Source organism: Micromonospora sp. NBC_00821 (assembly GCF_036347035.1).
GTDB lineage: Bacteria > Actinomycetota > Actinomycetes > Mycobacteriales > Micromonosporaceae > Micromonospora > Micromonospora hortensis.
Genome location: NZ_CP108880.1, coordinates 4,671,074 through 4,685,436, shown reverse-complemented (window position 1 = coordinate 4,685,436; position 14,363 = coordinate 4,671,074). Strand labels below are relative to the sequence as shown.

Annotated in this window: 15 protein-coding genes; 6 read left to right on the top strand and 9 right to left on the bottom strand. The window is 70.1% G+C overall.

Annotation, left to right across the window (positions count from 1 at the left end):
* Positions 1 to 123 precede the first annotated feature (123 nt).
* Positions 124 to 558: a glutaredoxin domain-containing protein gene (locus OHB44_RS21375; protein WP_238684072.1), complete on the top strand. Its 435-nt coding sequence runs from the start codon at positions 124 to 126 to the stop codon at positions 556 to 558.
* A 14-nt stretch (positions 559 to 572) separates the two neighbouring features.
* On the opposite strand, the gene OHB44_RS21370 is transcribed toward OHB44_RS21375, so the two are convergent.
* Positions 573 to 1,760: a metal-dependent hydrolase family protein gene (locus tag OHB44_RS21370; protein ID WP_330437998.1), complete on the bottom strand. Its 1,188-nt coding sequence runs from the start codon at positions 1,758 to 1,760 to the stop codon at positions 573 to 575.
* A 230-nt stretch (positions 1,761 to 1,990) separates the two neighbouring features.
* Between OHB44_RS21370 and OHB44_RS21365 the strand changes: the two genes are divergently transcribed.
* The 3 genes from OHB44_RS21365 (at position 1,991) to OHB44_RS21355 (ending at position 4,416) form a co-directional block, all read left to right on the top strand.
* A complete protein-coding gene (locus OHB44_RS21365) occupies positions 1,991 to 2,410 on the top strand; it encodes a VOC family protein (RefSeq protein WP_112583511.1) in 420 nt (139 codons plus the stop codon).
* 62 nt (positions 2,411 to 2,472) lie between these two features.
* Entirely contained in the window at positions 2,473 to 3,351 is an 879-nt protein-coding gene (locus OHB44_RS21360) for a DUF1963 domain-containing protein (protein ID WP_330437997.1), read from the top strand.
* A gap of 111 nt (positions 3,352 to 3,462) precedes the next feature.
* Entirely contained in the window at positions 3,463 to 4,416 is a 954-nt protein-coding gene (locus tag OHB44_RS21355; protein ID WP_330437996.1) for a cyclase family protein, read from the top strand.
* A gap of 40 nt (positions 4,417 to 4,456) precedes the next feature.
* Here OHB44_RS21355 and OHB44_RS21350 read toward each other — a convergent pair whose 3' ends face one another.
* From OHB44_RS21350 to OHB44_RS21340, 3 genes are read right to left on the bottom strand one after another with little or no spacing between them, the layout of a single operon-like run.
* Positions 4,457 to 4,696 (bottom strand): hypothetical protein, encoded by a 240-nt coding sequence (locus OHB44_RS21350; protein ID WP_330437995.1) that lies wholly within the window; start codon positions 4,694 to 4,696, stop codon positions 4,457 to 4,459.
* Complete coding sequence (locus OHB44_RS21345; protein WP_330437994.1) at positions 4,662 to 5,189, bottom strand: hypothetical protein; 528 nt, start codon at positions 5,187 to 5,189, stop codon at positions 4,662 to 4,664. Before OHB44_RS21345 ends, OHB44_RS21350 begins: the two co-directional genes overlap by 35 nt.
* Positions 5,176 to 6,204, bottom strand: coding sequence for a hypothetical protein (locus tag OHB44_RS21340; RefSeq protein ID WP_238684066.1), 1,029 nt, complete (start codon positions 6,202 to 6,204; stop codon positions 5,176 to 5,178). Before OHB44_RS21340 ends, OHB44_RS21345 begins: the two co-directional genes overlap by 14 nt.
* Before the next feature lie 231 nt (positions 6,205 to 6,435).
* On the opposite strand from OHB44_RS21340, the gene OHB44_RS21335 reads away from it, so the two are divergent.
* Positions 6,436 to 8,916 (top strand): M14 family zinc carboxypeptidase, encoded by a 2,481-nt coding sequence (locus OHB44_RS21335; protein WP_330437993.1) that lies wholly within the window; start codon positions 6,436 to 6,438, stop codon positions 8,914 to 8,916.
* Positions 8,917 to 8,997: 81 nt separating this feature from the next.
* On the opposite strand, the gene OHB44_RS21330 is transcribed toward OHB44_RS21335, so the two are convergent.
* Entirely contained in the window at positions 8,998 to 9,465 is a 468-nt protein-coding gene (locus OHB44_RS21330; RefSeq protein ID WP_238684064.1) for a cupin domain-containing protein, read from the bottom strand.
* A gap of 110 nt (positions 9,466 to 9,575) precedes the next feature.
* Here OHB44_RS21330 and OHB44_RS21325 point away from each other — a divergent pair, with 110 nt between their 5' ends.
* Positions 9,576 to 10,052 (top strand): RrF2 family transcriptional regulator, encoded by a 477-nt coding sequence (locus tag OHB44_RS21325; protein ID WP_330437992.1) that lies wholly within the window; start codon positions 9,576 to 9,578, stop codon positions 10,050 to 10,052.
* 19 nt (positions 10,053 to 10,071) lie between these two features.
* On the opposite strand, the gene OHB44_RS21320 is transcribed toward OHB44_RS21325, so the two are convergent.
* From OHB44_RS21320 to OHB44_RS21305, 4 genes are all read right to left on the bottom strand, one after another.
* Positions 10,072 to 12,201 (bottom strand): ThuA domain-containing protein, encoded by a 2,130-nt coding sequence (locus tag OHB44_RS21320; protein WP_330437991.1) that lies wholly within the window; start codon positions 12,199 to 12,201, stop codon positions 10,072 to 10,074.
* 188 nt (positions 12,202 to 12,389) lie between these two features.
* Entirely contained in the window at positions 12,390 to 12,632 is a 243-nt protein-coding gene (locus OHB44_RS21315; RefSeq protein WP_330437990.1) for a VOC family protein, read from the bottom strand.
* 14 nt (positions 12,633 to 12,646) lie between these two features.
* Positions 12,647 to 13,855 carry an RNA polymerase sigma factor gene (locus OHB44_RS21310; protein ID WP_330437989.1) on the bottom strand — a complete coding sequence of 403 codons (1,209 nt, stop codon included), beginning with the start codon at positions 13,853 to 13,855 and terminating at the stop codon, positions 12,647 to 12,649.
* Complete coding sequence (locus OHB44_RS21305; RefSeq protein ID WP_330437988.1) at positions 13,855 to 14,220, bottom strand: YciI family protein; 366 nt, start codon at positions 14,218 to 14,220, stop codon at positions 13,855 to 13,857. The genes OHB44_RS21310 and OHB44_RS21305 overlap by 1 nt, the downstream gene beginning before the upstream one ends.
* Between the last annotated feature and the right edge of the window lie 143 nt (positions 14,221 to 14,363).

Sequence of the window (14,363 nt, the reverse complement as noted above, 5' to 3'; positions counted from 1 at the left end):
TGTGGCGTTGCAATCAGGTGGCGGAGTTCATGTTGGCGTTAACATCGATACCTGTCAAGGTGTTGTGGCCGCCCACCTGGCCGGAAAAGCGGCCATCGCGTACCTGGAGGTAGGGTCCTCGGCGTGCTGCGACGGTGGGTTCTGGCGATCCTGATGGCGGCGTTCGGCGTGCTGGTGGCGGTGACGCAACTGGCCGACGGTCTGCCTGTCGTCGGCGGCGTCGAGTTGCTGGTCTTCCTGGCGTTGGCGCTGCTGCTGTCGCCGTGGGCCTTCCCCCGCTCGATGGGCGCCGCCGAGGCGCAACGGGCCAGCGCGGTGGACGGCCGGCCGATCGTGTACTGGCGTCCCGGCTGTCACTACTGCCTGCGGCTCCGGTTCTCCCTCGGCCGGCTCGCCCAGCGGGCGCACTGGGTCGACATCTGGAACGACCCGGCCGCTGCCGCCGCCGTCCGGGCGGTGGCCGGCGGCAACGAGACAGTGCCCACCGTCGTGCTCGGCGACCAGGCCGTCGTGAACCCCGACCGGGCCTGGGTCCGCGAGCAGCTCCGCTCGTCCTGACCCGGCGACGCCCCTTATCTCACGAGGTCACCGGCGAGGTACACAGCGAGCGGGCGGCGCAGCACAGTGATGTCGCTCGTCGGGTCGCCGTGAACGATCAGCAGATCGGCGTCGAACCCGGGGTGGACGCGGCCCTTGCGTCGCCCCAGGCCACACACCTCGGCTCCGACCGAGGTCGCCGCGGTGAGAGCGACCGTGGCGGGAATGCCGCAGGCCACGTACTCGACCAGCGTCTCGGGCAGGATCCCGTGCGGCTTCGCGGGCCCGAGGCCCGCGTCCGAACCGGCGACCAGGCGGACCCCGGCCCGGTGCAGTGTGGCGACGCCGTCGCGCAGCGCGGCCTCACTGAGCCCGGCCCGTGCCGCCATCTCCACCACCTCAGGTGGCGTGACCACTGCCGGGTCGGTGCCGAGCGTGGCACAGACCGCCACCCCCGACGCGGCCAGCCGGTCCGCGAGCTCAGCGGGAACACGGGCGCCGGCCGCGGTCACGCAGGTGCAGTGCTCGATGCCGTCCACGCCGACGCGCAGCGCCTGCTCGACCGCGCTGAGCGCGTGCGCGTGCGCGGTCACCGGCAGACCCAGCTTGTGGGCCTGTGTCAGTGCGGCGGCCAGTTCCTCATCGGTGAACTGCGGCCTCGTGGTGTCGGTGCCCGGGGTGAACACCCCGCCGCTGGCCATGACCTTCACCAGGTCTGCTCCGGCCGCCGCCCGCAGGCGTACGGCCTCGCGGACCCCGTCGACACCGCTCGCCTCACCCCCCAGCGACCAGCAGTGCCCGCCGACGCTGGTGAGCGGTGCGCCCGACCCCACCACCGTTGGTAGGTCGTCCCGCACCCGCCGATCCCGCCACCGCAGCACCGCGTCACGTCGGTCGCCCAGGTCCCGGACCGTCGTGACGCCCGCCACCAGCTGCGTACGTAGCGACGCCTCGACGACCCCGTCGAGGTCTGACTCGGGACGATCAGCGAGCCGGCCGAGCGCGTCGGACCCGGCGTCGGCGCACAGGTGCACGTGCGCGTCGACCAGACCGGGCAGCAGCGTGCCGTTCGGTTCCTCGCGCACCGGCCAGCCTTCCGGCACCTCGGCGTTACCCCGGTGCACCTCGGCGACGCGCCCCTGGTCAACCAGGACCAGCACCCCACCGTCCACGAGCCGTTCGCCGTCGAACATCCGGGCCACCCGCACAGCTTGCTGCGTCATCGTCACCCCAACCCGCTCGGCCACAGCGGCCACCGGTCCTGGCCTCACCATCGCACCGCCACGGGCACCCGGCCTCCCTCGCCAGAGCGATATGCCATCCCCCGGCCGGGTCGGCACCTGTCGGGTCAGTCGGGACACCACCCGCCGCGGTGGCGTTTTCGCCACCATCTGCGGGGGATACGACACCGCCCGACTTCTCGCGCTGAACGGGCGACGACAGGAGGACGGTCATGGCGTTGGCCAACCCGGCACCCGACTACTTCGAGCCCGAGGACGGCATGTTCCTCGCAACCTTGCTGATCGTTCGCGATCTGGCGCGGTCGCGGGAGTACTACGAGCGGGTGTTCGGGGCGACCTGCGTCCACGAGAGCAGCCCACTGATCATGAAGTTCTTCAACAGTTACATCATCATCAACGTCGAGGGCGGTCCGACGGACGACAAGCCGACGGTGCAGGCCAAAGCGCCAGCCGACTCCAACACCCTGAGCTGCGCGATGAACGTCCGGGTCCGGGACATTCGGAAACTCTACGAGGAGTGGAAGTCCCGGGGCGCGGACTTCCTCACCGAGCCGAAGGACCACGGAACGGAGATCCGCTGCTACCTGCGCGACCCGGACGGCTACCTGGTCGAGGTGGGTCAGGGTCTCTGACCATCGAGCCATCCGGCCGCCCAGCATCCTCTCGTCGTAGCTTGATGGCATCATGCTGGGCCATGGATCATCAAGGCCAGCTCCGCCGTGCCGCGCTCGCGGCGGGCATCCCGGACGACGAGATCGGCAGGTTCACCGAACAGCTGCGTCTGTCGATCCGGTTGGGCGGGGGTTCCGGCGGTGCCCCGGTCGGGCAGTTCGGTGGCTTGCCCCGACTGCCGGTGGGCACCGACTGGCCGACCGCCGGAGCCAGCCCGTTGCCGTTCATCTTCTCCGTCGACTGCGCGGCGCCGCCGAGAGTCGACGGCTTCGGCCTGCCGGCAGATGGGTCGCTGCTCTTCTTCCTGGCCCACGAGGAGGACCACCTCGCCGGTGGCACCGGCGACCGGAGGTACGCCCGAGTCGTGTACGTGCCGGCCGACACCGCAACCGAGGTGGCGGAAGAACCCAGCATCCCCAACTTCGTCGGCGAGCAGTACGACCTCCACGCCACGCTGGGCGCGGAGCTGCCCCCATGGATCGCCACGCACGACGATGAGGACGAGGACGACCTGTCGCCCTTCCAGCAGCAGCTGGCCCATGACCTGAAGCGTGACCTGCCGCACCTGGAGGAGCTCCGCGCGTTGGCCGACGGCCTCTGGCCGCCCGATGAAGGGCTCGCCAGCGCCGATATCGGCGGGTATGCCGACGACGAGGTGATGAGGAATATCGCGGAGCAGACCCTAGCCGGGCGGGAGAAGGCCGGTGAGATCGTCGTCCCGGTGGCGCAGTGGTATTCCCAGGTGGAGCAGGAGAAGCACCGGCTGACGAGCGAGTGGGTGTCGCTCGCCCGTTTTCCGCTGGCCGACGGGTTCTACTACGGCAGTTTCGTCATCCGCCACGACGATCTGACCGCCGGCCGGCTGGACGAGGCGCTCTCCGTGACCGAGTTCAGTGAGTAGAACGGCGACGGCAGCGCACCTGCGCTGCCTGCGGTCGTCCGTCGATCATGCGGCGGAATACCCTGACCTGCGGTGCCTCGACACCGCGTGACACGAGGAGTCGATGCTGACATGACGGCAGGACGACCGATGCCGACCCAGGACGAGGTGCTCGGGTACTTCGACACGCTGTCCAACTGGGGGCGGTGGGGCGATGACGACGAACGCGGCACGCTGAACCACATCACCGACGATGTCCGGCTGGCGGCGGCGCGGGCCGTACGACACGGCAGAAGCGTGTCCTGCGCGTGGGAGGTCTCCGCACCGGGAGACATGGAGCGGTCGACGACGACGTGCCCGTGCACCGCCGACATGCCGGGTGCCGAGAACATGCCGCCCGCCTTCCACGCCGACCGGCGCTGGGGCTTCTCGTCCGAGCGGATCGGCATCTCGTTCCACGGCAACACCCTCACCCACCTCGACTCGCCGTGCCACCTCTACTGGGACGGCACTATGTACAACGGGCGGTCGCACTCGTTTGTCGACGCCGCGACGGGCTCAGCGTGGGCGGCCGTCACGGCAGCCGCGAACGGGATCGTCACGCGTGGTGTCCTGCTGGACGTCGCGTCGGCCCGGGGTGTGCGGTGGCTGGAACCGGGGCAGGGCGTGTTTCCCGACGATCTCGAGGAGGCCGAGCGTCGCCAGGGTGTGCGGGTGCGACCCGGCGACGCGGTACTCCTGCGGACCGGCTACGGGCGGTTCCGGCACGAGAACGGCGCGGCCAGCGGTTTCACGCAGGCCGGCTGGCACGCGTCCTGCCTGCCGTGGCTGCACGAACGGGGAGTCGCGCTGATCGGCGCCGACACACCACAGGACGTTCAGCCGTCGGGGTACGACGACGTGTTGATGCCGGTCCACGCCGTGAGCCTCGTCGCGATGGGCCTGTGGATGCTCGACAACTGCGACCTGGAGGCCTGCGCGACAGCGGCTGCCGAACTCGCCCAGTGGGACTTCCACCTGGCGGTCGCACCCGTCCGCTTCGCCGGCACGTCCGGCAGCCCGGTCAACCCGATCGCCACGTTCTGACCGGGAAGGAGTACGCGACGAGGGCTTGTCGCGGCGCTGCTCAGCTCAACTCCAGGACGGGCCGGGTCAGGATCTCATCGGCGTACCGGTCGTCAGAGGCGAGCCACTGGCCGAAATCCTTGTCCCGGTAGGCGGTCGCGAGGGTGAGCCACCCCACGAAGAAAGCGCTGTCTCCGCAGGTGGTGCCGCCGCCATCGCCGCCGCACACGATGGTGCGCTCGGTGGTCGCCTCGTGCTGCGGATCCTCATGGCTTCTCCAGTCGTCGAAAATTGGCTGCACGCCGGCGGTAGTCGGCGGCCACGGCGATGACGAGCGGGCCCCACGCGAGCATTGGGGCGTAGTAGCGGAGCACCTCCCAACCGGGAGTCGGGTGCACCGGTTCGTCCTCACCGATGCCTACCCAGATGCTCTGCACGACATGGAACCTCTGGTTGAGGAGGAAGTACACGCAGATGGCGACGAGCAACCAGCCGCCGGTCAGCGCGATGCGCACGACCGGACGCGCCGGGATGGCACGGCCTCCGACGCCGGGTACCCAGTGCGGAACTCGCTGTCCCCACCGGTGCACCAGCCCGAGTGTCAACAGGGCCAGTCCCATCGACAGCGCGGACAGGAAGACCATGTACCAGTGCGTGGTGCCATCGTCGCTGAACACCAACGACAGTCGCCAGAGCGCGGACGGCAGAACGCAGAGCGGGACGGCGTAGGCGGCCCAGATCGCCCAGGTCGGCGGGGCGGTGGCTGCGATGCGGGCGGAGTCAGCGTGGTTCATGGACGCTCCGATCCTGGGAGGCGGTCATGGCGGCGTCGGTCGAGGTGGCCAGGGCGTAACCGGTGGTGGTGACGGCCAACGACACTCCCCAGCCGAGGAAGACCAGCAGCGTGGCGGTGACGGCCCACCCGTCCCACACGTCGGACCAGCGCGTGTCACCTGTGAGCAGTCGGCCGACGAGCACAGCGATGCTCAGCACGCCGTAGGTGACCAGCGTGAGCGCCACCACGCCGGCCGGGATCACCGCCAGCGGTCGGGGGACCTGTCGATCGTGCAGTCCCGGCACCCAGCGCGGAAACTGCTGCCCCCACCGCCGCACCAGCCCGAGAACGAGCAGTCCGGCCAGCGGCGGGACGAGCGTGATCGCCAAACCCGTCGCCGTGGAGAGGTTCCGCTCGATGTCGTTCAGTTCCCGCTCGGAGATGCCGACCGGAACGCCGAGCACCCACAGCGCGTGGGGCACGGCCCAGCCGACCACTGGCAGCGCCACGGCGACGTACGCCCAGCGGCGCGTCCACCGCGGCACCGGCCGGTAGCCGACGGCGGCCGGTCCGCGCCGGGGCCCGGATGCGTTCGCGAGCCCGGCGAACAGGACGCCACCGGCCACCAGCAGGAGCCGGGCTCCGAGGTCACGCCAGTCCGAGGGCCGTCCCGCGAGCGCCGCCGGGATCTCGAAGAGCAGGTGCAGCGGGAACGCGGCCACCAGGAGCAGCGCGGCGGCGGCCCAGCTGCCGGCGGTGGCCCAGCGGCCGGGGAACCGGACCGTGCACCCGAGCACCACCGCGAGGGCGACGCCGACTCCCACCGCGCCCCACCCCGACCAGAGCGGCAACGCCACGACCTGGTCCGCACCGCACCCGCCCGCCGGGTCGACCAGATCGGTGCGGTCGCACGCGGTGTACCCCCACCGGCCACCCGCGATCCAGTAGAGCCGCTGAGTCACCGCGGCAACGACGAACACGGCACACGCCAGCGCCCACGGTCTGGCACGGGTCGGTATCTCAACGACAGCCATGGACCTACGATCGCCGGCTGCGGATCAGCTCTCCTCCCCGACAGATGGGGAGGCGCTCCCTCGGCCGGGGGAGAGGCCGCCGAGGTTACTGACGCGGCGGCGCGGAGTCGGCGACGGTCGCCTCAAGGAATGCTCAAATTCGATCGACGTGAACCACTGCAGCCGCTAACGCACATACGCTCACCGGACCGGTCCGCCGGCAATCACCCGTCGTAGGCAGAAGGAGGGGGAATGCGGCGATCACAACGGCGCATCGCGCTGCTCGCGCTGTCCACCCTGGTGGGCAGCATCCTCGTGACGACCGGCCCTGCGGGCGCGGATCCCACGGGGCCATCGGCCGCCGCCAGCCGATCCCAGCCTGAGGATCGGGAGTCGGTACGCCTCGTACACATCAGGCTGACCGGCGCCGACATGCTGGACACTGTGGCAGCGGCCGGCTTCGACCTCGAACACGGCCTCCGGCGCGTGCCGAACGGCATCGAGGGCGAAGCGGTGGTTACCGCCGAGCAGGTCACCGAACTGACGGCGATGGGCGTCGAGGTGCTCGGCGAGAGCGCCGGCTTCGCCTGGAGCGACGAGGCCGACGGCGGCCTCGGCATCGGCGCGGCCAGCGCGCGGGCGGCCCAGCCGGCGAGCCACGACGCGACGGTACGCGTCGTCCGCGCCGACTGGTTCACCACGAAGGGTCAGGGCTTCCTCTACGTCGAGGCGCGGACCACCGAGGGGCAACAGGCGGACCCGATCGTCGGGATGCAGCTGGAGAACGACTCGGGGAAGGGCACGCCGTTCGGCTTCGCCCGGACGATGAGCCGGTTCGTCGACTCCGGGCAGTACATGTTCCACCGGAACCTCTTCAAGCTCGACGTACGCCCCAACACGATCAAGCTGACGAGTTCCACCGGTGGCGTCGCGACCGGTGCCGTCTCCAACTGGCTGGAGGACGCCCCGCCGCCGCTGACGGCGAACCCGTCCTACAAGTCGGACTTCGTGGACGGCTACCGGCACCCGCAGCAGCTCTACAGCCGCGCCAAGGAGATCGCCCGTCAGTACCCGGACATCGCCGAGATCGTCTACCTGCCGAACCAGACGAACGGGTACCAACGCAAGGCGCAGGCCCAGATCGGCGGCGCGGGGCAGGCTGCGGTCGTCGTCTCCTCGGCCGCATGGGGTCACCAGGGCGGCAACGACGTCACTGTGGATTTCGTGGACCGGCCCGAGCCGGATCTCCCGCTGGCGGTGGAGGTCACCGGCAAGGCGGTCCGTGTCCTGCTCGCCACTGACGTCTCGGGCGCACCGACGAGCACGGCCGCCGAGGTGGCCGAGGCGCTGCGGAGCCGCTCCGCGGGGCTCATCGACCGGGCGCACCCGTACCGCACCAACGAGGGCACCGGCATCGTCGCTCCGACGGCCGGCCCGGTCGCGCTGACCGACTTCCTCGACCAGAAGCGCGTCGGAGCACCGGAGGGCGAGGTGCCGCGAGGCCCCGCGACGATCCCGGTCCTGCGGATCGGCAAGCACCGTGACGGTAAGAAGCCCGGTGTGCTCATCCAGGCGCAGGACCACGCCCGCGAGTGGGTGCCGGCGACGACCAGCCTCGAGTCGGCCGAGCGTCTGGTGCACAACTACCGGTCCGACCGGGAGACGAAGAAGATCGTCGAGAACACCGACGTCTTCTTCATCCTGTCCAACAACCCCGACGGGGCGAACTACAGCTTCTACAACTTCGCCTCCCAGCGTAAGAACATGACGAACCACTGCCCGGACGCGAGTGCCGATCCGGCTCAGCGGAACTCCTGGGGCGTCGACCTGAACCGGAACTATCGGGTCGGCTCGGGCCACGACGGCTACGCGGGAGGGTCGACCAACTGTGTCAGTGGCACCTACCAGGGGCCGGAGGAACTGTCCGAGCCCGAGTCGAAGAACATCATCTGGCTGGTCGAGAAGTACAAGAACATCAAGTTCATGATGTCGGTGCACTCCAACGGTGGCCAGCTCTTCTGGCAGCCCGGCGCCTACATCGCTGACGGCCGGATCACCACGCCGCGTCCGCCACTGGGTGACGAGGCGTTCTACTGGCAGTCCGCCGCCCGGATCCTGTCGCAGGTCAAGGCGCACCGGGAAACCGTCGTCACGCCGGAGAACGTCGGCGGCTCGTCCGACGTCCTCTACTCCTCGGCGGGCAACGTACGCGAGGACCTGTACCACACCTACGGGATCTACGCGTTCGGCTGGGAGGTCGGCGGCTCCGTCTACAACCCGGCCACCGGTGACTGGCAGGGCGGTTCGTTCCAGCCGGAGTGGGACGGAAACCCCGAGCTCGTCAGTGGCCACGCCGAGACCATGGAGTACGCCAACGGGATCATGGAGATGTTCCGGGTCGCGGCGGACTGGGGCAGGGACAAGAAGGACCCGACGTCCCGGTTGGTCCCGGGCGCGGGGCGCTACTCCGGGCCTGTCGACGTGCACTTCGAGACCAGCGAGCCGGCCACCATCTACTACACGACCGACGGCAGCCGGCCCACGCTCGAATCGCCCCGCTACGCGGCGACCGAGTTCCGTGAGCCGGGGCAGGTGTTCCACGTGACCGAGACGACGACGTTCCGCTGGTTCTCGGTCGACAGCGCCGGCAACATCGAGAAGAACTACGACCCGACGAAGAACGACAGGCGCAACAACTACCGCAGCGCGACGATCAGGATCGCCAAGAGGTAGCGCCAGTCCGACAGTCGTTGCCCCGTCGGTGCGGATCACCCGCGCCGACGGGGCAGCCTCTGCACGAACAGGTCGCGTCGGTCAGCCTCGTCGGCCGGCCCACAAGGGGCTGTCCACGTAGTGGTTGTCGTAACGGTCCTGGGTCTCGGCGACGTCCTGCCAGGTGGCTTCGCCCCGGTGCACCTTGTCGAGCAGTCGGTAGTAGTCGAACCGGGGCTTGCCGGGGGTGATCACGACGAGGAAGTCGGCGTCCCGGCCGTCGGCGGGGGCGAAGGCATGTGGGGTGTTCGGCGGGACGAAGAGCACGTCTCCCCGATGCAGGGTGCGCAGTTCGTCGTTGACGAGTATCTCCAGGGCGCCGTCGAGCACGAAGAAGAACTCGCCGGAGTGGGTGTGCAGGTGCGGCGGCGCACCGTCAGTGCCGTGCTTGAGCACTGTGCGGTTGCTGGTCAGGGCGCCGCCGGTGTGCTCGGGGTCGAGGAGCAGCGTGATCACGCTGGCCGGATCGCTGTCGAGAACCTCGGCCTGGGCCGCGCGTACCACAGTCATTTTTCGACTCCTTCGTCGTTCAACGATTCCTAGACACTAGATGTCCAGAATCAGCGACGCCAGCGATCACATCCGACGTCCCAAATTCTGGACAGGTAGAGTCCAGGATCATGCGGATGAGTCAGGGCGTCGAATGGGCCCTCCACACGTGCCTCAACCTGAGTTGGCTGGACGCCCCGGTGCCGACCAGCACCCTCGCCGCCTTCTACGAGCTGCCGCCGGCGTACCTGAACAAACAGCTCCAGGCCCTGGCCCGAGCCGGAATCCTGACGTCGACCTCGGGGCCGCGCGGGGGCTTTCAGCTCGCCCGCGCCCCGGCGGAGGTCTCCCTGCTGGACATAGTGGCCGCGATCGAGGGCCCGGAGGAGCTGTTCCAGTGCGACCAGATCCTCCGCAAGGGCCCGGGCGAGCACGCGGGCGTCGACTATCGACAGTCCTGCGCGTTCGCCCAGGCCATGCGTGGCGCCGACCTGGCCTGGCGGCGGGAGCTGGCCGGCAAGACCGTTGCTGACGTCCGGGCCGACGTCGAGCGCGGGCACCCGGAGGCCCCAGCCAACACCCGCGCCAGGATCGTGGAGCTGCGCTAGGGCGTAGTCCGGCCCGCGGTCAGCGGCCGTGCACCTCCAGCTCCCAGAGCGAGTAGCCGTACGCGGGCAGGGCGCGCTGGGTGCCCTGCACGCGCAGGTAGCGACCGGTGGCCGAGAGGGCGATGTCGTCCACGCCACCGTCGCCGGTGGTCGTGGTGTGCACCGGCGTCCAGGTGACGTTGTCCGGGGAGACCTGGATCTGGTAGGCCCGCGCGTACGCCGCCTCCCAGGTCAGCCGGACCCGGTCGAGGGTGCGGGACGCGCCGAGGTCCACCGAGATCCACTGCGGGTCGGCGTACGCGCTGCCCCAACGGGTGGTCGTGGTGCCGTCCACGGCGTTGGCCGCCGCGTGCGCGCTGCCCGGCTCGACGCTGGACGCGGTGACGGGCTTGCCCCGGGAGAGCACTGTGCCGCCGGCGGCGCTGCCGTAGACGTTGAGGTCCCACAGCGAGTAGCCCCACTGGGTGGCGCGTTGGGTGCCGTACACCCGCAGATAACGGCCGGTGCCGGTGACAGTGAGGTCGTCGACGCCACCGTCGCCGGTGGTCGTGGTGTGCACCGGCGTCCAGGTGACGTTGTCCGGCGACACCTGGACCTGGTACGCCCGCGCGTGGGCCGTCTCCCAGGCCAGCCGCACCCGGTTGATCGCGTACGAGGCCCCCAGGTCGACGGTGATCCACTGCGGGTCGACGTACGCGCTGCCCCAGCGGGTGGTCGTGGTGCCGTCCACGGCGTTGGCCGCGGCGTGCGCGCTGCCCGGCTCGACGCTGGAAGCCGTCACCGGGCGGCCCTGGGCCAGGTCGGTGGCGGGCGGCTCACTCGGGCCGTCGGTCTTGATCCGCACGTTGCGGTAGTTGATGTCCATTCCGGCGCCGTCGTTCTGCAACCCGATGTAGCCGTTGGCGATGGTCCGGCTGCTGACGTAATCGTTGATCTTGAGGCCGTTGAGCCAGATCTCGACCCGCTGGCCGTGCACGCCGATCTCGTAGGTGTTCCAGGAGCCGGGTGGGTTGAGCGCTGTCGCGCGGGCGGCCTGGTTGGGTGCCTGGAAGCTGTAGACACTGCCGGTGGTGCGCGTCGGGTCGCCGTCGGTGGCGTCGATCTGGATCTCGTGACCGGCGGCGACCGGGCCCCACGGATCGCCCTGCGGATCGGGGAACCCGATGAAGACCCCACCGTTGTCGTCGCCCGGCATCATCCAGTCGACCTTGAGCGAGTAGTTGGCGAAGGTACGTACCGGGTACCAGAGCAACCCCATGCCACCGTTCGACGTGAGGGTGCCGTCGGCCAGTGTGAAGCCGCCCGGCCCCGCCTGCCGCCACTGCCCGAGGCTGGCCTGGGTGCCGTCGAACAGCGGGGTGTAGCCGGGCTCCGGCCGGCAGTCGGCCGCCACCGCCCCGGCCGCCACCCGAATGCCGCCCAGCAGCATGCGGGTGAAGTTCGGGTCGGCGTAGCTCTGCTCGGTGTGGCCGAGGCCGGTGTACCAGGAGCGTCCGCCGCCATAGCTGTGGCACCAGGTGATCGGGTGGTCACCACCCATCGACCCACCGGTGTACGACGACTCGTCGAGGTTGGCCAGCACCTTGACCGCCGAGCGGGGGTTGGTCCGGTAGTTGTACCACTCGTCGGTGCGGGTCCAGGTCGACGGCAGGTGCGCGGTCGAGGCGTTGGCTCGGTCCTCGACCCGCACTGTCGCCTGCTGGGTGGCCGGGTGCGAGGCGAAGTACCCGCCGACCAGTCCGCCGTACCACTGCCAGTCGTACTCGGTGTCGGCGGCGGCGTGCACTCCGACGAAACCGCCGCCGGAAGCCAGGTACGCCTCGAACGCGCCCTGCTGGCCGGCGTCGAGCACGTCGCCGGTGGTGCTGAGGAAGACCACCGCCTGGTACTGGGCGAGGTTGGCGGTCGTGAAGGTCGTCGCGTCCTCGGTGGCGTTGACGGTGAAGCCGTTCGCCGCGCCGAGCTGCTGGATGGCGACGATGCCGTTGGCGATGGAGGTGTGCCGGAAGCCGGCGGTCTTGGAGAAGACCAGGACCTTGCCCAGCGGTGCGGCCTCGGCCGGGGTCGAGGTGACCGTCGCCGCACCGGCGGCGAGGGTGAGTCCGGTGACGACGGCGGCGGCGAGCGTGCTGATGGCGCGTCTGCGCATGCAGGGCTCCTTGTGAGGAAGTGCCCGGTGTGCCCGCGTCCGCCGAAACGAGGGCGATGGCGAGACGACGCGGAGCGGTGTCACCAGGCAGGCTCGAACCAACCGGATGAACATCGATCCACATCGTTGATATGCAGTTAACATCGGGCGTCGGTAAGGGTCAATCCCTCGGGATTGTCCCGATCGCCTCAGGAGCGGTGCGCCGCCACGTTGACGACGTTGCCGTCCGGGTCGCGGACGAAGAACCGTCGCATGCCGTACGGCTCGGTGGTGAGCGGGTGCACGATCTCCTGACCGAGCCGCTGCGCCTCGGCATAGGCGCCGTCCACGTCGTCCACCCGCGGGCTGATGACCGAGTCCTCGGGTACGGTCGCGTCGCCGAAGACGAGCTGCACGGCCACGTCGGGGTCGGACGAGGTGTAACGGGCCACCCACCCCAGGTTGCTCAGCGCGCCGCCTTGCCGAGCAGCACCGAGCGTTCGCGCTGATTGGCGCAGAGCCGGGCGGCGAGTTCCAGCTCGGTGCGCGCCTCCGCAAGCCGGCCGAGGCGGGTCAGCAGCTCGCCGCGTACGGTCGGGACGAGGTGCGACCCGGGGAGCCGGTTCGAGGCGACCAACTCGTCCACGATGGCCAGGGCCGGCGCCGGACCCGAGGCCATGGCGACGGCGACGGCCCGGTTGAGTTCGACCACCGGCGAGGGCGCGACCCGGCCGAGCCTCTCGTAGAGCCGGACGATCCGGGCCCAGTCGGTCTCCTCGACCGAGGGTGCCGACGCGTGCGTGGCCGCGATCGCGGCCTGTAGACCGTAGGGGCCGAGGCCGCGCTGCGATGCCCTGGCCAGCGCGCCCAGCCCACGGCGGATCGCCGGGAAGTCCCACAACCGGCGATCCTGGTCCGCGAGGAGGATCGGGGCGCCGTCGGGGTCGGTCCGGGCCGGGAAGCGCGCGGCAGTCAGCTCGCACAGGGCGAGCAGGCCGTGCACCTCCGGCTCGTTCGGCTGGAGCGCGGCAAGTGTGCGGGCCAGCCGGATCGCCTCGTACGCCACGTCGGTGCGCAGCAGCCGGTCGCCCGACGTGGCCGTCGACCCCTCTGTGAAGATCACGTAGAGAACGCTGAGCACACCGCCCAGCCGCTCCCGGCGCTCACCGGCCGGCGGTAGCTCGAACGGCACCTGGGCCGCCGCAATCGCCTTCTTGCCCCGGGTGATGCGGGCCTGCACGGTCGGCACCGGCACCAGAAACGCACGGGCGATCTCCTCGGTGGACAGGCCGCCGACCACCCGCAGGGTCAGCGCCACCCGCGCCTCGCGGGAGAGCACCGGGTGGCAGCTGACGAACATCAGCGCCAGCACGTCGTCGTCGATCCGGTCGGGGTCGATCTCCTGAACGAGCGCGGGATCGGCCGCCAACAGTGCGTATCGCTCCTGGAGGGCGACCCGGCGGCGGATCGCGTCGATCGCCCGCCGCCGGGCGGTGGCCATCAGCCACCCGGCCGGATTGGCCGGAGAGGCACGCGGCCAGGACACCGGCGCCTCGGCCACCGCCTCCTGGGCGGCGTCCTCGGCCAGCCCGAAGTCACCGGTGAACCGGGTCAGCGCGGCCACGATCCGCGCCGACTCGATCCGCCAGACGGCCTCGACGTCGGCCGTACCCATCAGATCTGGCCGTCGCTTTCGCCACCCTGCGGGACCTCGTCGGCCTCGGCCACCCGCCGGACCTCGATCTTGGACCCGCGGACCGCCGGGACCCGCTCGGCCCACTCGACCGCCTCCTGTTTCGTGGCGACATCGAGCAGGAAGTAGCCCCCGAACAGCTCCCTGGTCTCGCCGTACGGACCGTCGGTGACCACCGGTGCCTCGCCACCGAAGTCGACAACGACGCCCTGGCGCGGATCGTCCAGCCCTTCGGCCGCGACGAGAACGTCTGCCTTCATCATGTCCTCGATGAACTGGCGGGTGGTGGCCATCATCTCGTCGATGTTGGCCATCATGGCCGCATTCGTCTCATCGGTGCCCCGCATGATCAACATTTACTTCGACATCGCGTCCTCCTCATCCGACGGGGCCGCCTCCCGGTCCCAGCATCCCCACGTCGAACGGGCAACCCGCGGATCGACACGGCCCCGAAAACCGGCCCCTGCTCCGCGATCTTGCACTTACTGTC